Origin of the sequence: Streptomyces sp. NPDC000348 (assembly GCF_042898795.1) — a bacterium.
Taxonomy (GTDB): Bacteria; Actinomycetota; Actinomycetes; order Streptomycetales; family Streptomycetaceae; genus Streptomyces.
In genome coordinates this window covers 563,115-583,240 of sequence record NZ_JBIAZD010000003.1, presented here as the reverse complement: position 1 = coordinate 583,240, position 20,126 = coordinate 563,115, and the positions used below count along the sequence as shown (strand labels likewise).

General features: G+C 74.7%; 18 protein-coding genes and 1 pseudogene. 7 read left to right on the top strand and 12 right to left on the bottom strand.

Annotation, left to right across the window (positions count from 1 at the left end):
• Positions 1 to 3: 3 nt before the first annotated feature.
• The 7 genes from ACFY3N_RS09540 to ACFY3N_RS09510 all read right to left on the bottom strand — a co-directional run bounded on the left by ACFY3N_RS09540 (position 4) and on the right by ACFY3N_RS09510 (position 7,096).
• Positions 4 to 180: a hypothetical protein gene (locus ACFY3N_RS09540; RefSeq protein ID WP_390816013.1), complete on the bottom strand. Its 177-nt coding sequence runs from the start codon at positions 178 to 180 to the stop codon at positions 4 to 6.
• Between the two features lie 27 nt (positions 181 to 207).
• Complete coding sequence (locus ACFY3N_RS09535) at positions 208 to 807, bottom strand: hypothetical protein (protein WP_390816012.1); 600 nt, start codon at positions 805 to 807, stop codon at positions 208 to 210.
• 783 nt (positions 808 to 1,590) lie between these two features.
• Positions 1,591 to 2,388, bottom strand: a complete 798-nt coding sequence (locus ACFY3N_RS09530) for a type III pantothenate kinase (RefSeq protein WP_390816011.1) — start codon at positions 2,386 to 2,388, stop codon at positions 1,591 to 1,593.
• Positions 2,389 to 2,396: 8 nt separating this feature from the next.
• On the bottom strand, positions 2,397 to 3,371 hold the full coding sequence (gene nadC, locus ACFY3N_RS09525; protein WP_390816076.1) for a carboxylating nicotinate-nucleotide diphosphorylase: 975 nt from the start codon (positions 3,369 to 3,371) through the stop codon (positions 2,397 to 2,399).
• Between the two features lie 5 nt (positions 3,372 to 3,376).
• Complete coding sequence (locus ACFY3N_RS09520; RefSeq protein WP_390816010.1) at positions 3,377 to 5,083, bottom strand: L-aspartate oxidase; 1,707 nt, start codon at positions 5,081 to 5,083, stop codon at positions 3,377 to 3,379.
• Positions 5,080 to 6,078: a pantoate--beta-alanine ligase gene (panC, locus tag ACFY3N_RS09515; protein WP_390816009.1), complete on the bottom strand. Its 999-nt coding sequence runs from the start codon at positions 6,076 to 6,078 to the stop codon at positions 5,080 to 5,082. Before panC ends, ACFY3N_RS09520 begins: the two co-directional genes overlap by 4 nt.
• A gap of 70 nt (positions 6,079 to 6,148) precedes the next feature.
• Positions 6,149 to 7,096 (bottom strand): Rossmann-like and DUF2520 domain-containing protein, encoded by a 948-nt coding sequence (locus ACFY3N_RS09510; RefSeq protein WP_390816008.1) that lies wholly within the window; start codon positions 7,094 to 7,096, stop codon positions 6,149 to 6,151.
• A gap of 183 nt (positions 7,097 to 7,279) precedes the next feature.
• Between ACFY3N_RS09510 and ACFY3N_RS09505 the strand changes: the two genes are divergently transcribed.
• A complete protein-coding gene (locus tag ACFY3N_RS09505) occupies positions 7,280 to 8,488 on the top strand; it encodes a threonine aldolase family protein (RefSeq protein ID WP_390816007.1) in 1,209 nt (402 codons plus the stop codon).
• Positions 8,489 to 8,727: 239 nt separating this feature from the next.
• Positions 8,728 to 9,834 (top strand): DUF5937 family protein, encoded by a 1,107-nt coding sequence (locus tag ACFY3N_RS09500; RefSeq protein WP_390816006.1) that lies wholly within the window; start codon positions 8,728 to 8,730, stop codon positions 9,832 to 9,834.
• Positions 9,835 to 9,867: 33 nt separating this feature from the next.
• Here the strand turns inward: ACFY3N_RS09500 and ACFY3N_RS09495 are convergent.
• From ACFY3N_RS09495 to ACFY3N_RS09485, 3 genes and pseudogenes are all read right to left on the bottom strand, one after another.
• Positions 9,868 to 10,496, bottom strand: a pseudogene (locus ACFY3N_RS09495) (ATP-binding protein).
• A 31-nt stretch (positions 10,497 to 10,527) separates the two neighbouring features.
• Positions 10,528 to 11,199, bottom strand: coding sequence for a response regulator (locus ACFY3N_RS09490; RefSeq protein ID WP_390816005.1), 672 nt, complete (start codon positions 11,197 to 11,199; stop codon positions 10,528 to 10,530).
• Positions 11,200 to 11,290: 91 nt separating this feature from the next.
• Positions 11,291 to 12,493 (bottom strand): sensor histidine kinase, encoded by a 1,203-nt coding sequence (locus ACFY3N_RS09485; RefSeq protein ID WP_390816004.1) that lies wholly within the window; start codon positions 12,491 to 12,493, stop codon positions 11,291 to 11,293.
• 140 nt (positions 12,494 to 12,633) lie between these two features.
• Here ACFY3N_RS09485 and ACFY3N_RS09480 point away from each other — a divergent pair, with 140 nt between their 5' ends.
• Positions 12,634 to 13,683: an SAM-dependent methyltransferase gene (locus tag ACFY3N_RS09480; RefSeq protein WP_390816075.1), complete on the top strand. Its 1,050-nt coding sequence runs from the start codon at positions 12,634 to 12,636 to the stop codon at positions 13,681 to 13,683.
• Here the strand turns inward: ACFY3N_RS09480 and ACFY3N_RS09475 are convergent.
• Positions 13,648 to 14,799, bottom strand: a complete 1,152-nt coding sequence (locus ACFY3N_RS09475) for an NADH-quinone oxidoreductase subunit D (RefSeq protein WP_390816003.1) — start codon at positions 14,797 to 14,799, stop codon at positions 13,648 to 13,650. The genes ACFY3N_RS09480 and ACFY3N_RS09475 overlap by 36 nt on opposite strands.
• A 31-nt stretch (positions 14,800 to 14,830) precedes the next feature.
• Here ACFY3N_RS09475 and ACFY3N_RS09470 point away from each other — a divergent pair, with 31 nt between their 5' ends.
• Both ACFY3N_RS09470 and ACFY3N_RS09465 read left to right on the top strand, forming a co-directional pair.
• Positions 14,831 to 15,361 carry a PH domain-containing protein gene (locus tag ACFY3N_RS09470; protein WP_390816002.1) on the top strand — a complete coding sequence of 177 codons (531 nt, stop codon included), beginning with the start codon at positions 14,831 to 14,833 and terminating at the stop codon, positions 15,359 to 15,361.
• Entirely contained in the window at positions 15,358 to 16,692 is a 1,335-nt protein-coding gene (locus ACFY3N_RS09465; protein WP_390816001.1) for a PH domain-containing protein, read from the top strand. The genes ACFY3N_RS09470 and ACFY3N_RS09465 overlap by 4 nt, the downstream gene beginning before the upstream one ends.
• Before the next feature lie 181 nt (positions 16,693 to 16,873).
• On the opposite strand, the gene ACFY3N_RS09460 is transcribed toward ACFY3N_RS09465, so the two are convergent.
• The gene (locus ACFY3N_RS09460; RefSeq protein WP_390816000.1) at positions 16,874 to 18,094 is read right to left on the bottom strand and encodes a hypothetical protein; all 1,221 of its coding nucleotides are present in this window, start codon (positions 18,092 to 18,094) and stop codon (positions 16,874 to 16,876) included.
• Positions 18,095 to 18,602: 508 nt separating this feature from the next.
• Between ACFY3N_RS09460 and folP the strand changes: the two genes are divergently transcribed.
• Positions 18,603 to 19,517, top strand: a complete 915-nt coding sequence (folP, locus tag ACFY3N_RS09455) for a dihydropteroate synthase (RefSeq protein WP_390815999.1) — start codon at positions 18,603 to 18,605, stop codon at positions 19,515 to 19,517.
• Entirely contained in the window at positions 19,514 to 20,017 is a 504-nt protein-coding gene (locus ACFY3N_RS09450; protein ID WP_381220325.1) for a nuclear transport factor 2 family protein, read from the top strand. The genes folP and ACFY3N_RS09450 overlap by 4 nt, the downstream gene beginning before the upstream one ends.
• Positions 20,018 to 20,126 lie beyond the last annotated feature (109 nt).

The window sequence follows — 20,126 nt, the reverse complement described above, 5'->3', positions numbered from 1 at the left end:
GTGTCAGGCGTCGGTCTCGGGGGCGGACCGGGAGCCCTGCACCCGTGCGAGGGCCGCGTCGACCGCGGCGTCCTCCTTGGTCTTGTTGGCGCCGCCCTGGGTCTTCACGATCACCCGGATCACGCCGATGAAGAAAGCGGCCATGACGGCCGGGGGGAGGAGCGCGGAGACGTAGTCCATGGATCCAGGGTAGGGCAGTGGGGGTCGTCAGCCGGCGACCAGGTGCTGGTCCTGCGGGGACGGGGCGGGTCTACGGCGGGGGAAGACCTCGCCGGGGGTGGGGACGGGGCGGCTGGGGGTGGGGGTGGGGTCGGGGTTGGGGTTGGGAGGAGGTGTGGGGGTGGGAGCGGGGTGGGGGGTGGCGGGTGGCTTTCGGGTCGGGGCCTGCTTCTTCCGCGGGTCCCCGGTGGCCGCGCGGCCACCGGGGAGGGGCAGGAGGAAGGTGCGCCGGCAGTGGCGCAGGAGGGCGGCGGCGGTGGGGTTGCCGCGCAGGGCCCGGAGGGCGGCCAGGTCGTCGGGGTGGGGACGGTATCCGGTGCCCAGCGCCTCCTCCAGGAGCGTGAGGTAGCCGGCGGCGGTGCCGGGGAGGGCGGCGCGGTAGCGGCCGAGGTCGGCCAGGAGGAAGGCGCGCAGCCGGGCACTCTCCCGCGTCGCCTCGTCGAGGTCCGCGGCGAGGCGGAGGCAGTCCTGGAGGTCTGCGGCCGGGGCGGGGGTGGGGTACAGGGCGAGGGCGAGAGCACGGCGGAGCACGCGCAGCTCCTCCGCGCCGAACGCCATGCCGCCGCGGGATCCGTAGGGCGTGGGCATGATCCGACGATACGCGCCGATCGGACAAACAACGTGTATGAGGCAGACGTGGCGTGGGGTGCCGTTCGGGTGGACGGGATGCTTGTGCGGCGCGGCTTTCGGGCCGGTGGGGGATGGAGCGGCGCCTGCGGCCGGTGAGGGCTGGGCCGGCGCCTGGGGTCGGTGCGTGGGGTCGGTGCGTGGGCCGGCGCCTGGGGTCGGTGGGCGGGGTCGGTGGGCGGGGTCGGTGCGTGGGCCGGCGCCTGGGGTCGGCGGGTGGGCCGGGGCCGGGTCGGGGGCGCCCGTCCTCGGACCGGCGCGGAATCGGCCCGCTGGAGGAGGTGCGGGGTGCGGACGCGCCGGCCACTGCGGGCGGCCACCCCCGCCCCGACCCCTCCGCGCCGTACGCGGCCACCCGCCATCGCCGCCGACCGCGGGCAGCCGCTGCCCCTCCACTCCCGCGGGCAGGCGCTACCGCCGCCGCCCCGCGGGCAGTCGCTGCCGCCTCCGTTCCCGCGGGCAGTCGTGCCTCCCCCAGTGCCTTAAAGGCCTGGGAGGTACCCCCAGGGCGATGGGGGTCCCCCCGCTCGAGCGAAGCCGAGAGTGGGGGGAGAAGCCGAGAGTGGGGGAGGGTGGGCTGGGGGTCCCCCTCTGGAGGAGGCACCCCGCAAGCGCCGGGCTGCGCGAACACCCCGGATCACAGCAGCGCGGGGCACCCGTGAGGCACCGGCCCGCGCGAACCCGCCCCCGGACCGCAACAGCCCGGGACACCCGTGGAACACCGGCCCGCGCGGGCGCCCCGCGTCACAGACGTGACACGTTGCGTTCGTACACCAGGCGCAGCCCCACCAGCGTCAGCCACGGCTCGTGCTCGTCGATGACCGAGCTCTCGCCCAGCACCATCGGCGCCAGCCCACCCGTCGCGATGACCGTCACGTCATCGGGATCGTCCGCCAGCTCGCGGGCCATCCGGTTGACCACACCGTCGACCTGACCGGCGAATCCGTAGATGATGCCGGACTGCATCGCCTCGACCGTGTTCTTGCCGATCACACTGCGGGGACGCGCCACCTCGATCTTCCGCAGCTGGGCGCCGCGGACGCCGAGTGCCTCGACCGAGATCTCGATGCCGGGGGCGATGACGCCGCCGACGTACTCCCCGCGCGCGCTGACCGCGTCGAACGTCGTCGCCGTGCCGAAGTCGACGACGATCGCCGGGCCGCCGTAGAGGTCGGCCGCCGCGACCGCGTTGATGATGCGGTCCGCGCCGACCTCCTTGGGGTTGTCCGTGAGGATCGGGACCCCGGTCTTCACGCCCGGTTCGACGAGGACGGCGGGGACGTCCCCGTAGTAGCGGCGGGTCACCTCCCGGAGTTCGTGCAGGACGGAGGGGACGGTCGCGCAGATCGCGATGCCGTCGATGCCGTCGCCCAGCTCGTCGCCCAGCAGCGGGTGCATGCCCATCAGGCCCTGGAGGAGGACCGCGAGCTCGTCGGCCGTGCGGCGCGCGTCCGTGGAGATGCGCCAGTGTTCGACGATGTCGTCGCCGTCGAAGAGGCCCAGGACGGTGTGCGTGTTGCCCACGTCGATCGTCAGCAGCATGGCCGTTCCTACTCCGCCGCTCGCAGGTCGAGGCCGATGTCGAGGATCGGCGAGGAGTGGGTGAGGGCTCCTACCGCCAGGTAGTCGACGCCCGTGTCCGCGTACGCCTTCGCGCCTGCGAGGGTGAGGCGGCCGGAGGCCTCCAGGGCGGCGCGGCCGTCGACCAGGGCCACCGCCTCCGCGCACTCGCCGGGCGTGAAGTTGTCCAGCAGGATCAGGTCGGCGCCGGCGTCCAGGACCTCGCGGAGCTGGTGCAGGGTGTCGACCTCGACCTCGATCGGGACGTCGGGGAAGCGTTCGCGGACCGCGCGGAATGCCTCGGCGACCCCGCCGGCCGCCACCACGTGGTTGTCCTTGACCAGGGCCGCGTCCGAGAGGGACATGCGGTGGTTGACGCCGCCGCCGCAGCGCACGGCGAACTTCTCCAGGCTGCGCAGGCCGGGGGTGGTCTTGCGGGTGTCGCGGACCTTCGCCCTGGTGCCCTCGAGGACGTCCGCCCACGCGCGCGTGGCGGTCGCGATGCCCGACAGGCGGCACAGGAGGTTCAGGGCGCTGCGTTCCGCGGTGAGGAGGTCACGGGTGCGGGTCGTGACGGAGAGCAGGACCTGGCCCGCCTCGACGCGGTCGCCGTCCTCCGCGTGGCGTTCGACCTCGAACTCCTCGGTGCAGACGACCGACATGACCGCCTCGGCGATCCGCAGGCCCGCCACGGTGCCCGCCTCCCGCGCGGTGAAGTCGGCGGTGGCGACGGCGTCCTCCGGGATGGTCGCGACCGTGGTCACGTCCACGCCGTGGGCCAGGTCCTCCTGGAGGGCCACGTTGGCGATGTCCTCGACCTCGACGGGGTCGAGGCCCGCGTCGGCCAGGAGCTGGGCGAGCGCGGGGTCGAGGCCGCACTCCAGGTAGGTCTCCTCGTCGGCGCCGCAGGCGCAGCCGTCGCCACAGCCGCCGGAGGAAACGAGGGGAAGGTCGGGGGTGGTCACTGCTGTCACTGCTCCTGGGCCTGGGGGAGGGTCGGGGGGAAGTCTGTGGCGTCGGTGGTGTGCGCCGCCAGCGATCGGTCCGGATTCAGCCGTACGACGATGTGGCGGCGCCAGGCCGTGTCGTCGCGCTCGGGACGGTCCTCGCGCCAGTGGCAGCCGCGGGTCTCCTCGCGCCGCCGCGCGGCGGCGACCAGGACGCGGGCCACGCACAGGAGGTTGGTGGCCTCCCAGGTGTCGACGCCGGGCTCGGCGGTCTTGCCGTTCTCCTCGAGGGCGTCGCGCGCATCGGCGTGGAGCCGGTGGAGACGGTCGGCGGCCCCGGAGAGGGAGGCCTCGGAGCGCAGTACGCCCGCCCCCCGGGTCATGATCCGCTGGATGGTGAAGCGGGCCTCCGGGGGGAGGAGGGGGTGGGCGGGGCGCTCCGTGGCGGGGAGCGGCTGCGGCACCCGGGGGTGGAGGGCTCCGGTGCGCGCGATGTCGGCGGCGATGCGCTCGGCGTAGACCAGGCCCTCGAGGAGGGAGTTGGAGGCGAGGCGGTTGGCGCCGTGCACGCCGGTGCAGGCGACCTCGCCGCACGCGTACAGGCCGGGCACGGTGGTGCGGCCGTGGGAGTCGGTGCGGACGCCGCCGGAGGCGTAGTGGGCGGCCGGGGCGACCGGAACGGGCTCGGTGACCGGGTCGATGCCGTGCGCGCGGCAGGCGGCGAGGATCGTGGGGAAGCGGTGTTCCCACATCTCGGCGCCGAAGTGGCGGGCGTCCAGGTACATGTGCTCGGCGTCCTGCTCCCGCATGCGGCGCATGATGCCCTTGGCGACGATGTCCCGGGGCGCCAGTTCGGCGAGCTCGTGCTGCCCCTGCATGAAGCGCACGCCGTCGGCGTCCACCAGGTGGGCGCCCTCGCCGCGGACCGCCTCCGAGACCAGCGGCTGCTGGCCCTCCGCCTCGGGTCCGAGGAAGAGGACCGTGGGGTGGAACTGGACGAATTCGAGGTCGCTCACCTCGGCGCCCGCGCGCAGCGCGAGGGCCACGCCGTCGCCCGTGGAGACGGCGGGGTTCGTGGTCGCCGAGTAGACCTGGCCCATGCCGCCGGTCGCCAGGACCACGGCGGGGGCGTGGACCGCCCCCACGCCGTCGTGCTGGCCCTCTCCCATGACGTGCAGGGTGACGCCGGCGGTGCGGCCCTCGGCGTCGGTGAGGAGGTCGAGGACGAGGGCGTTCTCGACGGTGCGCATCCCGCGTGCGCGGACCGCCTCGACGAGGGCGCGGGAGATCTCCGCCCCGGTGGCGTCGCCGCCCGCGTGGGCGATGCGGCGGCGGTGGTGGCCGCCCTCGCGGGTGAGTTCCAGGCCGCCGTCGGTCGACTCGTCGAAGTGCGCGCCGGTCTCGATGAGGCGGCGTACGGCGTCGGGACCCTCGGTGACGAGGATGCGGACCGCCTCCTCGTCGCACAGGCCCGCGCCGGCGACCAGGGTGTCGTCCAGGTGCTGCTCGGGGGTGTCGCCCTCGCCGAGGGCCGCGGCGATGCCGCCCTGGGCCCAGCGGGTGGAGCCGTCGTCGAGGCGGGCCTTGGTGACGACCACCGTGGTCAGGCCCGCGGCCTCGCAGCGCAGGGCGGCGGTGAGGCCGGCGACGCCGGAACCGACCACCACGACGTCCGCGTCGATGGACCACCCGGGCGCGGGCGCGTGCAGTCGTATGCCTGTGCTCGTCACGAGGCGGCTCCGAAGGTTCCGAAGGTCAGGGGGAGGTTGTCGATCAGGCGGGTGGTGCCCACCCGGGCGGCCACGGCGAGGACGGCCTCACCGGCGAAGTCGTCGCCGATCTCGGTGAAGTCGGAGGGGTCGACCAGGGCCAGGTAGTCCAGGCCGAGGGGCGGCGTGAGGCGGGCGGCCTCGTCGAGGACCAGGCGGGCGGCGGCGCGGACGGCCTCCGGGCCGCCGGCGGTCGTGGCGACGGCGTGCGCGTCGGCCGCCGCGCGGGACTCCCCCATGGCGCTGAGCGCCTCGGCCCGCGCGCGCGTGGAGGGCACCTCGCTCGCCCGCGCGCGCAGTGCCTGCTGGGCGGCGTGCCGGTCGCGGCCCGCGAACAGGGCCTGGGACAGGGCGAGCGCGGTGCGCCGCTCGGCGGCCGAGAGGTAGCGGTTGCGGCTGGACAGGGCGAGCCCGTCCTCCTCGCGGACGGTGGGGACACCGACGATCTCGACGCCGAAGTTCAGGTCCCGCACCATGCGGCGGATCAGGGCGAGCTGCTGGGCGTCCTTCTGGCCGTACAGGGCGACGTCGGGGCGGGTGAGGTGCAGCAGCTTGGCGACGACGGTGAGGACGCCGTCGAAGTGGCCGGGGCGCGCGGCGCCCTCCAGGCGTTCGCCCATGGGGCCGGCGCTGATGCGGACCTGGGGTTCGCCGCCCGGGTAGACCTCGTCCACGGACGGGGCGAAGACGGCGTCGGCGCCCGCCTGCCCGGCGAGTTCGACGTCGGCGTCCAGGGTGCGCGGGTAGCGGTCCAGGTCCTCGCCCGCGCCGAACTGCAGCGGGTTGACGAAGACGGTGACCACGACCTCGCCGTCGGGGCCGGCGATCCCGCGCGCGGTGCGGATCAGCGTGGCGTGGCCCTCGTGCAGGGCGCCCATGGTCATCACGACGGCGCGGCGGCCGGTACGCGCGCGTGCGTGCAGTTCGGCGGCGGTGCGCAGCAGGGTGGCGGTCATCGGGCGGCTCCGTTCCGGGACGCGCGCGTCGTCGTGCGGCTGTGGTGGGCGGGGCGTCGGGGCGTGCCGCTCATCGGTCGCCTCCCGGGGGGCTTCCGGTGCCGTCCGCTCCGCCGGCTCCGTCGGCGAGTACCCCGAGGAGGTCCTCGGCGAGTTCCGGCCTCAGCAGGCCGTGGGCGAGGGCGCGGTCGGCGGTCGCGCGGGCCATCGCAAGGTAGCCGGCGACGGCCTCCGGGGCGTGCCGGCGCAACTCGGTGACGTGCGTGGCGACCGTGCCCGCGTCACCGCGCGCGACCGGGCCGGTGAGGGCCGCGTCACCGGAGCGCAGGGCGTTGTCCAGGGCGGCGCCGAGCAGCGGGCCGAGCATCCGGTCGGGGGCCTCGACACCGGCGGTGCGCAGCAGCTCCAGGGACTGGGCGACCAGGGTGACCAGGTGGTTGGCGCCCAGGGCCAGGGCCGCGTGGTACAGCGGGCGGTTCTCCTCGGCGATCCATTCCGGCTCGCCGCCCATCTCGACGACGAGGGCCTCGGCGGCCAGCCGCAGCTCCTCGGGGGCGGTGACGCCGAAGGAGCACCCGGCGAGGCGCTGCACGTCGACGGGCGTGCCGGTGAACGTCATCGCGGGGTGCAGGGCGAGCGGCAGCGCGCCGGCCCGCAGGGCGGGATCGAGGACCCTCGCGCCGTACCGCCCGGAGGTGTGCACCAGCAGCTGGCCCGGCCGCACCGCGCCGGTGTCGGCGAGTCCGGAGACCAGCTCGGGCAGGGCGTCGTCCGGGACGGTCAGCAGGACCAGCTCGGACCGCTGGAGGACCTCGGCGGGCGGCACCACCGGCACGTCGGGGAGCATCCGCTCGGCGCGCCTGCGGGAGGCGTCGGAGACGGCGGAGACGGCCACCGGGCGGTGCCCGGCGAGCTGGAGGGACGCGGCCAGGGCGGGGCCCACGCGTCCGGCGCCGACGACGCCGACGGTGAGCCGCGCGGGGCGGCCCCGGGGATCTGGCTGTGGGGTTGTGTTCACGCGACGACGGCCTTCCCGTTCCAGTCCGCTCGGGGTACCGGACGATTTCTCGTCATGTTAACGCGATCGGTTCCGGGGGCGGCCGGTCGTCCACACGGTGTGGGTTTCCGTGCGCCGTCGTGGCGCCCGCGTGTACGGAAATGAGGGTGTCCGCGCGGACGGGGGCGCGGGATGATCACGCGCATGAGTGATACGGACGGCATGAGGGACACCACGACGGTGCGGGACGGCCGGGAGTCCGGCCCGGAGACGGGCGGCGGGTCGCGGCCGACGCTGCGCGAACGGCGGATCGCCGCCTGGCGCGGCGCCCCGCGCGTGCTCGCGCGCCTCGGCTTCGTCGCCCCGCTCCGGGAGCGGCTGGCGCTGCTGGAGGACGCGGGGAGCGTGTACGACCTCGACGAGATGTCCGACATCTACGGCAACGGTGTCGTCGAGGCCCTGGAGAAGCGGGTCGCCGGTCTGCTCGGCACCGAGGCCGCCGCGTTCTTCCCGACCGGGACGATGGCCCAGCAGGTGGCACTGCGCTGCTGGGCGGGCCGCACCGGCGACCCCACGGTCGCGCTGCACCCGCTCAGCCACCCGGAGGTCCACGAGCGGAACGCGTTCAGCCGGGTCGGCGGGTTGCGTCCGGTGCGGGTGACGAACGAGCCCCGGCTGCCCACCGCCGCCGAGGTGCGCGACTTCGAGGAGCCCTTCGGGGCGCTGATGCTGGAACTGCCGCTCAGGGACGCCGGTTTCCTGCTGCCCACGTGGGAGGAGCTGACCGAGGTGGTGGCCGCCGCGCGGGAACGCGAGGCGGTCGTGCACGTCGACGGGGCCCGGCTGTGGGAGTGCACCGAGCACTTCGGGCGGCCGCTGGAGGAGATCGCGGGCCTCGCGGACAGCGTCTACGTGTCGTTCTACAAGTCCCTCGGCGCCTACGGCGGCGCGGCCCTGGCCGGTCCCGCGACGCTGGTGGAGGAGGCGAGGGCCTGGCGGCACCGGTACGGGGGCAACGTGTTCCAGCAGTTCCCGACCGCGCTGTCGGCACTGATCGGACTGGACCGGGAGCTGCCCCGGCTGCCGGAGTACGTCCGGCACGCGCGCGTGGTGGCCGCCGCGCTGCGGGAGGGCCTGGAGGCAGGGGGGCTGCCCTGGTTCCGCGTCCACCCGGAGGTGCCGCACACCCACGACTTCCAGGTGTGGCTGCCGTACGAGGCGGATGTGGTCGCCGAGGTGGCGATCGGGGCGGCCGAGGAGACGGGGACCGTGCTCTTCGCCAACCACTGGGACCCGAAGGGGCCGGGGCTGTCCTGCACGGAGGTGTACGTGCGTTCCGCGGGGCTGCAGTGGACGGCCGAGGACGTACGCGCGGCGGCGGTGGAGTTCGCGCGGCGACTGCTCCAGGTCTGAGGGTTTCTTCGCCCCCGCCGCCCCTTCCCGTCCCGTCCCGTCCCCGGGGGCTGCGCCCCCAGCCCCCCTTCGGCCCTGAACGGGCCTCGTCCTCAAACGCCGGACGGGCTGACTCCAGCCCCTCCGGCGTTTGAGGAGCGGGGTCCGGGGCGGAGCCCCGGTTTCGGGACGGGAAGGGGCGGCGGGGGCGAAAACCCCTCACGCTCGGGCCCGGCGCGGACAAGGTGCACCATGTGTGCATGGGCGTGAGCATCAACATCGCGGGGCTGCGGCCGGAGAGGACCACCGTCGTGCCCTCGCCCCTGGCCGAGCTCGGCATGGCGCTGCACGCGCTGTCCGAGCCGTCGCACCACCCGGGGCTCCAGGGCTGGGTGACGGGCGTGACCGCGCGGCTGGACCCGCATCTCGCGGACCGGATGTGCGAGGCGGACTTCCTGTGGCGGACGACGTTCTCGGACCTGTTCCTGCCGAGCGCCGGCATACCGGGCCGCGTGACGCTCCCGGGCGGGACGCTCGCCGAGGAACTGGACCTGCTGGACAAGCTGTCCGACGAGCAGTTCGTGGGCGCCGCACTGGAGTTCACCTGCGCGCTCCCCTACGGCGATCCGGGCGCGGGCCCGCTCACCGACGAGGGGCTGCGGCGCCGCTCGCTGGAGCTGGCCGCCGCGCGGGGGCCGCGCCAGATGGAGTTCACCGAGCGGCTGCTCGCCGACCCGCCGCGGATCAGGACCTGGCTGCGGCAGTTCCTGCGCGACTGCGACGAGGCGTTCTTCGCCGAGGCGTGGTCCCGGCTGCGGCATCAGCTCGCCGCGGACACCCGCCACAAGACCGACCTGCTCCGGCACAAGGGGCTGGCCGAGGCGCTGGCCTCGGTCTCCCCCGCGGTGACGCTCGACGAGACCGGCGGCCTGATCACCGTGGACAAGCTGGGCGACGGCCGTACGGCCACGGGCGACGGCGGACTGCTGCTGATCCCGACCAGCCTCGGCCGGCCGCACCTGATGGTGCTGCACCGGTACGGCTGGCAGCCGGTGCTGCACTACCCGGTCGGCTCCGCCGAGCCGGCCGCCCCGCCGACGGTCGAGCAACTGGCCCTGCGGATGAACGCGCTGTCCCACCCGGTCCGCATGCGCATGTGCCGCCACCTCGCCCGCAGCGCCTACACCACCGGCGAGCTGGTCCAGGTGCACGGCATGACGGCGCCGGAGATATCACGGCACCTGGGCGTGCTGAAGAAGGCCGGCCTGGTCACCACCCGTCGTCGTGGGCGGTACGTGCTGCACCAGCTGGACGTGACGGTCGTGGCCCGGCTCGGCAGCGACTTCCTGGAGGGGATCCTGCGCTGAGGGCGCGTACCGCGCGTGCCGCGCGTGCGGCGGTCAGTCCGGGCGGATGTGCCGGATGCCCGCGCCCGCCTGCCGCAGCCGGGTGTGCGGCCGGCCCTCGTGAGGGGGGCTCAGGGCCGGTCCGGCCAGGACGGCGATGCGGTGGGCCGTCTTCGGCACCGTGGTGCGGTCGGTCCACAGGTGCTCGGCGAACTCCGGTTCGCCCAGCCGCTCCAGGCAGTGGTCGAGCCGCCGCACCGCCCAGCTCTCCCGGCGCGGCCCCGCGTTCCCCCTCGCGTACCGCAGGAGGTGGCCGAAGCCGCGCTCACGCGGCCGCCGCAGCACCGTCGCACGCTCGGCGAGGCGGCGTACGTCGTGGCCGAGTTCGCGCAGCCTGCCGACGGTCTCCGCGAAGTGCCCGGAGTCGGTGACGGTCATGGGGGCGGTCACCACGCCGTCGTGCCGGGTGAGCACGAGGCCGAGGACCTCGACGACGCCCTGCCGCCAGGCCCGCACGTCCTGGAGGCCGCCGCGCGGATCGGGCGGGAGCATGCGGTGCGGGCCGAAGCCGGGGTGCACCGGATCGCAGATGACGCTGCCCGGCAGCCGGCGCCGTATCCCATGTGCGGGCAGTCGTGGGACGGATCTCCGCCCCCGGAGGGCCCGTTGATCCACAGCGGCATGCCCGGATCCCGCCGGCGGCCGGACCGCGAATCAGCCGTGTCCGCCGGCCCGTACCAGACCCGTCTCGTAGGCGAGGACCACCACCTGCACCCGGTCCCGCAGGCCCAGCTTGGTCAGGATGCGGCCCACGTGGGTCTTCACGGTCGCCTCGGACAGCACCAGCCGGGCCGCGATCTCCCCGTTGGACAGGCCCTGGGCGACCAGCACCATGACCTCCCGCTCGCGCTCGGTGAGGCGTTCCAACTCCTTGTGCTGGGGCTCCTTGCCCGCGCTGGGCAGCATCGGCGCGAACCGGTCCAGGAGCCGGCGGGTGGTGGACGGGGCGACCACGGCGTCGCCGCTGTGCACCGCGCGGATCGCGGTGAGCAGCTCGCCCGGCGGCACGTCCTTGAGCATGAAGCCGGACGCGCCCGCCTTCAGCCCGGAGAAGGCGTACTCGTCGAGGTCGAAGGTGGTGAGGATCAGCACCTTCGGCGGATCGGTGTCCGCGCAGATCCGGCGGGTCGCCTCCACGCCGTCGAGCTTGGGCATGCGGACGTCCATCAGCACCACGTCGACGGCGGTGGACCGCAGCACCTCCAGGGCCTCGACGCCGTTGCCCGCCTCCGCCACGACGTCCATGTCCGGCTGGGCGGCGAGCACCATCCGGAACCCGGTGCGCAGCAGCACCTGGTCGTCGACGAGCATCACGCGGATCGTCATCGGGGCCTCTTCCGTTCGGTCGTCGAGTCGTCTCGGTCGTCGAGTCGTCGCAGGGGGTGTGACAGGTGTCAACAGGGGGCGTGCGTGGGCGTCAGTGCGCGGGTTTGAGCGGCAGCAGCGCACTGATGCGGAATCCTCCGCCGGGGCGCGGTCCCGCGTCCAGGGTGCCGCCGACCATACCGACCCGCTCGCGCATGCCGATCAGGCCGTGGCCCTGGCCGTCGAAACCGCCCTCCTGGTACAGCTCGTGCGGAGCACCCTTGCCGTCGTCCTCCACGAGGAGGCCCAGCCCGTCGTCGAAGTACACCAGGCGCACGCTGGCGCCCGCGTTGGGTCCGCCGTGCTTGCGGGTGTTGGTGAGCGCCTCCTGCACGATGCGGTACGCGGTGAGCTCGACGCCGCTGGGCAGCGGACGCGCGGTGCCCTCGACCTTGAAGTCCACCGGCAGTCCCGACCCCCGGCACTGCTCGACGAGGTCCTCGATCTGCTGCACGTCGGGCTGCGGCACGTACTCCCCGGCCTCCTGGTGCTCGCCGGTGCGCAGCACGCCCAGCAGGCGGCGCATCTCGGAGAGGGCCTGGCGGCCGGTGGAGGAGATCGTCTCCAGGGCCTTCTTCGCCTGGTCGGGGGCGGCGTCGAGGACGTAGGCGGCGCCGTCGGCCTGCACCACCATCACCGACACGTTGTGCGCGACGACGTCGTGCAGTTCGCGGGCTATCCGGGCGCGTTCGGCGGCGACCGCGACCTTGGCCTGCGCCTCGCGCTCCTTCTCCAGCCGGGCGGCCCGCTCCTCCAGCTGCGCGAAGTACGCGCGGCGGGTGCGGATGGAGTCGCCGAGCACCCAGGCGAGGGCGAAGGGCACGGTCTGGAGGATCATCACGGCGACGTTGGTCGCCACGCCCACATCCTCGTTGGGCCAGCGCAGTTGTGCCAGCGGGGCCGCGCACAGGCCGGCGGTCAGCGCGAGACGGGAGGCCCAGCGGGCGCCGACGGCCGCGACCGTGTAGACGATCACCAGCAGGGCGAAGTCGGCGGGCAGCGTCGCCACGTCCGCGATCAGCTGTCCCAGGCCCACGACGAGGGCGAGGACCAGCATCCGCTCGGGCATCCGGCGGCGCAGGGCGACGACCAGCGACAGCAGCAGCACCACCGGCACGGTGAGGGCGGGCGAGCGCGTCCCCTGGGACTCCTCCATGGCCGCCCCGCCGATCACCGAAATCCCGAACAGGACCACGGCCCAGAAGCCGTCGACCCAGGTCGGGTGTCTGCGGAGGAAGTCATAGAGGCGCTGCACGTAACCCAGCGTAGGGAAGCGAAGTCCGTGCAGGGGTCAACCGGAGGGCCGATCCCCGGTCGGCACGCGTACTCCGCAAGGTGGAGGCCCGGCACGTCCGCGTGCTTACCTGGGCCGGTGACGACGGCGACGACGGGGGTGTGGCACCGGTGACGGCAGGAGCGGTGGAGGGCGGCCGCCGGGGCTGGCGGGCGGCGGCCCAGGAGGCCCTGTACGGGCCGGACGGTTTCTACCGCGGGCCCGGCGCGGGTCCGGCCGGGCACTTCCGCACGTCCGTGCACGCCTCGCCGCTGTTCGCCGGCGCCGTGGCGCGGCTGTTGTGCCGGGTCGACGGGGCCCTGGGGCGGCCGGCGGTGCTCGACTTCGTGGACATGGCGGCCGGACGGGGCGAACTGGTCACCGGTGTCCTCGCCGCGCTGCCCGCCGACGTGGCGCCGCGCGTGCGGGCGTACGCCGTCGAGCTCGCCGGCCGGCCGGCCGGGCTGGACCGGCGGATCGAGTGGCGGGCCGAGCCCCCGGAGGGGGTCACGGGACTGCTCTTCGCCAACGAGTGGCTGGACAACGTGCCCGTGGACGTCGCCGAGGTGGACCCGGCGGGCGTACCGCGGCTGGTGCTGGTGCGGGAGGACGGGACGGAGCGGCTCGGGGAGCCGGTCGCCGGCGCGGAGGCCGAGTGGCTGGCCCGGTGGTGGCCGCTGGGGGCCGAGGAGGGGCTCCGCGCGGAGATCGGGCTGCCCCGGGACCGGGCCTGGGCGGCGGTGGCCGGGACGGTCGTGCGGGGACTCGCCGTCGCCGTGGACTACGCGCACGGCGCCGCCGACCGGCCGCCGTTCGGGACGCTCACGGCGTTCCGGGAGGGGCGGGAGACGACGCCCGTGCCGGACGGGTCGTGCGACCTCACCGCGCATGTGGCCCTGGACGCGTGCGCCGCCGCCTGCGCGCTCCCCGGCACGCGCCTGCTGACCCAGCGGGACGCCCTGCGCGCCCTGGGTGTCAGCGGCGCGCGCCCCCCGCTCACCCTGGCGTCCACCGACCCGGCCGGGTACGTGCGCGCCCTCGCGGAAGCCGGCGAGGCCGCCGAACTCACCGCGCCGGGCGGGCTCGGCGACTTCGGCTGGCTGGTGCAGCCGGTGGGGATCGCGGACGCGGGGGACCTATTTGTCGATGTCGCCGACGACGAAGAACATTGACCCGAGAATCGCCACCATGTCCGCGACCAGCGTCCCCGGCAGCAGCTCGGTGAGCGCCTGGATGTTGTTGTACGACGCCGAGCGCAGCTTCAGCCGGTACGGGGTCTTCTCGCCCTTGCTGACCAGGTAGTAGCCGTTGATGCCGAGCGGGTTCTCGGTCCACGCGTAGGTGTGCCCCTCGGGCGCCTTGAGCACCTTCGGCAGCCGCTGGTTGACCGGGCCCGGGGGCAGCTCGGCGAGCCGGTCGAGGCAGGCGTCGGCGAGGTCGAGGGCGTTGTGGGTCTGCTCCAGGAGGCACTCGAAGCGGGCCAGGCAGTCGCCCTCCGCGCGGGTCACCACCTTCAGGACGTCGCCCAGTTCGCCGTAGGCGAGGTACGGCTCGTCGCGGCGCAGGTCGAAGTCGACGCCGGAGCCCCGCGCGATGGGTCCGCTCACGCCGTACGCGTGCACCGCCTCCGGCGACAGCACGCCGACGCCGCGGGTGCGGCCGCGGAAGATCTCGTTGCCGAGCACCAGGTCGTCGAAGCGGTCCATGCGGGAGCGCACGTCGGCGACGGCGCCGCGCGCACGCGCGGTCCATCCCGCCGGGAGGTCCTCCTTGAGGCCGCCCACGCGGTTGAACATGTAGTGCATGCGCCCGCCGGAGACCTCCTCCATGACGTGCTGGAGCTCCTCGCGCTCCCGGAAGGCGTAGAAGATCGGGGTGATGCCGCCCAGTTCCAGCGGATAGGAGCCGAGGAACATCAGGTGGTTGAGCACCCGGTTCAGCTCCGCGAGCAGGGTGCGCAGCCACACCGCGCGCTCGGGGACCTCCATACCGAGCATCCGCTCCACGGCGAGGACCACGCCCAGCTCGTTGGAGAACGCCGACAGCCAGTCGTGGCGGTTGGCCAGCATGATGATCTGGCGGTAGTCGCGGGCCTCGAACAGCTTCTCCGCGCCCCGGTGCATGTAACCGATCACGGGCTCCGCGCGGACGATGCGCTCGCCGTCCAGGACGAGCTTCAGCCGCAGCACGCCGTGCGTGGACGGATGCTGGGGCCCGATGTTGAGCACCATGTCGGTGCTCTCCGCAGCGCCGCCGATACCGACCATGGTCTCCGTCGTAGGAGTCATGAACACAGTCTCCCCTACGTACGCTGGGCCCATGGAGACGGGGAGTCCGCACGGCACGGGGACGGCGGGAACGGGCGGGCCGGCGGCCCGGGGCGGCGAGGAGCCGGGGTGGATCGCACTGCCCCCGGGGCTGCTGAGGATGCGGCGACTGCTGCTGGTGGTGTGGCTGGGGCTGCTGGTCCTGGCCACCGCGCTGGTGCCGGGGCTGCTGGCCGGGCCCGGCTGGGCCGCCCTCGCGCTGCTGCCGCTGGCCCTGCTGGTCTGGGGCTGGGTGCTGCTGGAGCGGAACTGGCGTTCCTGGCGGTACGCGGAGCGCGCCGACGACCTGCTGATCAGCCGGGGCGTCCTGTGGCGCCGGGAGACGGTCGTGCCGTACGGGCGGATGCAGCTGGTCGAGGTCACCTCCGGACCCGTGGAACGGCACTTCGGGCTGGCCAGCGTGCAGCTGCACACGGCGGCCGCGGCGACCGACGCCACCGTCCCCGGCCTGGTCCCGGCCGAGGCGGAGCGGCTGCGCGACCGGCTCACCGAGCTCGGCGAGGCCCGATCGGCGGGGCTGTGACGGCCCCCGGCGTCCACGGGGACGTGCGCGGCCGGCCGCCCGTGACCGAGCGGCGGCTGCACCCCGTCACGCCGCTCAGGCGGGCGTGGGCCCCCGTCGCGGTGCTGCTCGGGTGGGCGCTGCACGACCCCGACCAGGCGCAGCGCCAGCTGACCCGGCTGACGACGACGACCCTGCTGATCGGTCTCGCCGTGCTCCTTCCGGCCGCCGCCCTCTACGGCTTCCTGACCTGGTGGTTCACCCACTTCGCGGTGACCGAGGGCGAGCTGCGCATCCGGACCGGGCTGCTGTTCCGGCGCACCGCGCACATCCGGCTCGAGCGGATCCAGGCCATCGACGTCACCCAGCCGCTGCTCGCGCGGGTGGCGGGCGTGGCGAAGCTGAGACTCGACGTCATAGGCACCGACAAGAAGGACGAACTCGCCTTCCTGGGCGCCGACGAGGCGCGTGCCCTGCGCGCGGAACTCCTCGCGCGGGCGGCGGGTTTCGCGCCGGAGACCGCGCACGAGGTGGGCGAGGCGCCGTCCCGGCAGATGCTGCGGGTGCCGCCGGGCGTCCTCGCCGTCTCCCTGCTGCTGACCGGGGCGACCTGGGGCTGGCTCCTCGTCGCCGCCGTCGTGGTGCCGCTGCTGTGGACGGCCACCCACAGCCTGTGGACGGTGCTCGCCGCGGCCGTGCCGCTGCTCGGCGCCGCGGGCGCGAGCAGTGTGGGCCGGTTCGTCGCCGAGTACGACTGGACGCTGGGCGAGTCGCCCGACGGGCTGCGCATCGACCACGGCCTGCTGGACCGGGCGCACGAGACGGTGCCGCCGGGGCGCGTGCAGACCGTACGGCTGGTCGAGCCGCTGCTGTGGCGGCGGCGCGCGTGGGTGCGGGTGGAACTGGACGTGGCGGGCTCGTCCAACTCCCTGCTGCTGCCGGTCGCTCCGCGCGAGCTCGCCGAGTCGGTCGTCGCGCGGGTGCTGCCCGGGGTGAGCGTGCCCCCGCGCGAGGCGCTCTCCCCGCCGCCGCGCCGCGCGCGGTGGTGCGTTCCGTTGTGGTGGCGGGGTTACGGACTCGCCGTCACCGACGCGGTGTTCGCCACCCGCCGCGGGCTGCTGCGACGCAGCCTGTCCCTGGTGCCGCACGCCAAGGTGCAGAGCGTGCGGCTGGTCCAGGGCCCCTGGCAGCGGGCCCGGGGCGTCGCGGACGTCCACGTGGACACCGGCGCGAACAAGTCGGTGACGGCCCGTCTCCGGGACGCCACGGAGGCGGCGGCCCTCCTGCGGTCCCAGGCGGAGCGCTCCCGCACCGGCCGCGGGGACGCCCGCCCGGACCGCTGGATGACCTGACCCGCACCGACGACGAAGCCCCCGCGGGAGCCCCTGTGACGACGGCACGCCGGGGGAGGACGCGGGCCGGCCGCAAGAGTTCGTCCCGGCAGCCGGACGGCACCACCCGTACGCGCGGGCGCGGTGGAACGCCGACGGGCCCCGCGCGGTGTGCGCGGGGCCCGTCGGGGTGGGCGGTGGTTCAGGAGGCCGCGCTGCGCAGATCCTCGACGTCGATGTGCTCCGTCTCGTCGTGCGCCGTCAGGTCGATGACCTGGCCGACGCCGCGCGCCTCCTCGTCGGCGGGCTTGAACCGCGCCTCGGCGTCCTCCTTGTGCAGCGCGAGCGCCTCCTGGCCGACGACGTCGGCGAGGTCCTCGTTCTGCACGGCGTCCAGGGCGGCGCCGTCCGTGTCCTTCTTCGTGCCGAAGAAGTCGAAACCGCCCTCGGACACCGGCCGCCGTACCGGTGCGGTCGGCGGTACGACCGCCACCGCCGTCGGCACGGTGAAGTGCCCGGAGGACTGCCGCGCGGACGGGGCCGGAGAAGCGGCCGGCGCGGAGGAGGAGGCCGTACGCTCGTGCTCGTCGACCGCCTCGGTCCGCCCCTCGGCCCCGTCCTCCTGCGCCTGCTCCCGCCCGGGCCGCTTCGTGGGCTCGGGACCGTCGTCCTCGGGGCCCTCGGGGGCGCCGTCCTCCGGGGAGCCGCCGTCCTCCCGTGTGTCACCGGTCCGGGCGTCGCCGTCGGCCGGACCGGACGCCTCGTCGGTCCGCACGGCCGCGCCGGCGCCGTCCTCCGCGGCGTCCGCGCCGGCGGCGGCGAGCCGCGCCAGCGCCGCGTCGGCGCGCAGGAACAGCTTCGAACCCTCCGGCGAGAAGACGGAGGGAGCCGCCGGCGCCTCCTCGGCGACGGCCTCGTCCCGCTCCACCGCCGCGGACGCCTCCTCCACGGGCGTCCCCGGGCCGACGGGCGCCGACGGCGGTCCCGCCGGCAGCGCGCGGGCCGGAACCGTGGCCTCTATCTCGAGCACCCGGCGTTCCTCCAGGACGCTCGCCCGGTCGACCTCCGACGCGGCGTACCGCCGCAGCAGGGCCGCGTGCTCGTTGCGCAGCCCGGCGAGTTCCGCGCGCTTGGCGCGCAGCCGCTGCTCCAGTTTCGTCCGCAGTTCGCGCGACTCCTCGAGGTCGGATTCCAGTTCGGCGACCCGCTCCTCGAAACGCCATTCGTCGCTCGCACGCGCGCGCGTGAGCTCGGCGACGCGTTTGCCCGCCTGGGTGTCCCAGTGCCGCATGACGACGGCGCCGCCGATCGCCGTGGCCGCGGCGGCCGCGGCCAGGACACGAAGCACCATCGGTTGCGTGAACACCCAGGGCCCCAGGGCGCAGACGGCGGACACGCCCGCGATCGCCGACGGGGGCAGCATCCTGTGCAGGGGAGGGGAATGACGGTGACGTCCACGTGGCATGGCCAGAAACTTACCGCGCGTAGGCGAATGTTGGTGCCCCGCCCAGTAAAAACAAAGCCATACCGAGGCTTTCACAGGGCATCAGGGAACGCGCGTCACACGTGAATAGACGCGGGGCTCAATTATCAAGATCATTTATTGCCCCGTGCACCGACCACCGAACTCCACCCGGTGAACTCCCCGTGTCCTCCGGCCGCTTTGCCGCGCGCGGTGAACCCCTCCCCCGAGACGCCTTCCCGGAGGACGCGATGCCGCCGGACGGCTCCCCCGGCGGCGAGGCGCGGGCCCGGGAGGGGACCTGAGGTGCGGGAACCCGGTGGGGAGGCGGCGGTGGACGCCCGGGATCCCTCTCCCCCACCGGCCGGCCGCGGGGCCCGGGGGAACGTCTCCGCGGCCCTGAGGGGCCCCGGGCCTCCCACCCGGCCCGAGGCGCACCCCGTCCCCTTGCTGGGCCTACGCTGAACATATGAGCAACCACAGCGGACGCCGCCAGGTCGCGGGCCTTCCTCACTGGGACCGCTGCGCGGTCATGGGAGTCGTGAACGTCACCCCCGACTCCTTCTCCGACGGTGGCCGCTGGTTCGACACGACGACCGCCGTCAAGCACGGCCTCGACCTGGTCGCCCAGGGCGCCGACCTGGTCGACGTCGGCGGTGAGTCCACCCGGCCCGGCGCCACCCGCGTCGACGAGGCCGAGGAGCTCAAGCGCGTCATCCCCGTGGTCCGCGGCCTCGCCGCCGAGGGCGTCACCATCTCCGTCGACACCATGCGCGCCTCCGTCGCCGAACAGTCCCTCGCGGCCGGCGCCGCCCTGGTCAACGACGTCAGCGGCGGACTCGCCGACCCCGCCATGATCCCCGTCGTCGCCGCCGCCGGCGCCCCCTTCGTCGTCATGCACTGGCGTGGCTTCCTGGAGGGCGGCAACATCGAAGGCGTGTACGCCGACGTGGTCACGGAGGTCGCCGCGGAACTGCACGCGCGCGTGGAGGCCGTCCTGGAGGGCGGCATAGCCGCCGACCGCGTGATCGTCGACCCCGGCCTCGGCTTCTCCAAGGGCGCCGACCACGACCTGGCCCTCCTCGCCCGCCTCGACCGCGTCCTGGCCCTCGGCCATCCGGTGCTCGTCGCCGCCTCCCGCAAGCGGTTCCTCGGCCACGTCCTGGCCGGTCCGGACGGCGCGCCCCCGCCCGCGCGGGAACGCGACGCGGCCACCGCCGCCGTCTCCGCCCTCGCCGCGCAGGCCGGCGCCTGGGCGGTCCGCGTGCACGAGGTGCGCGCCACCGCGGACGCCGTACGGGTCACGCGCGCCATCGCGCGGGCCCGCACGGCGGACACCACACCCCCCGAACCCGGCGCGCACGGCGCAGAAGGAGCCCGGTGAGCGCACCCCACACCGATGTCGAGCACGTCGAGGCCGCCAACACCGCCTTCTACGAGGCACTCGAAAGGGGCGACTTCGAAGAGGTCGCCTCACTCTGGCTGACCCCCGGCGACCTCGGCGTCGACGAGTCGTACCACGACCCCGCGGACACCGGCGTGGTCTCCTGCGTGCATCCCGGCTGGCCGGTGCTCACCGGACGCGGCGAAGTCCTCAGGTCGTACGCCCTGATCATGGCGAACACCGACTACATCCAGTTCTTCCTCACCGACACGCATGTCTCCGTCACCGGCGACACCGCCGTGGTGACCTGCACCGAGAACATCCTCAGCGGCGGCCCCGCCCCCGAGGCCGGCGAGGAACTCGGCCCCCTGGTCGGCCAGCTCGTCGTCGCCACCAACGTGTTCCGGCGCACCCCGTCCGGCTGGAAGCTCTGGTCCCACCACGCCTCCCCGGTCCTCGCCGAGGAAGAGGACGGCGAGGACGACGACACCCCGGCCTGAGCGGGTAAACGGACCTCGGGGCCCGTCGCCCCCACCGGAGGTGGCCGGCGTCACGGCGGGGCGGGCAGGAGCCGCCACCGCACCGTGAACCCCCGGCCCCGCCGGGGGA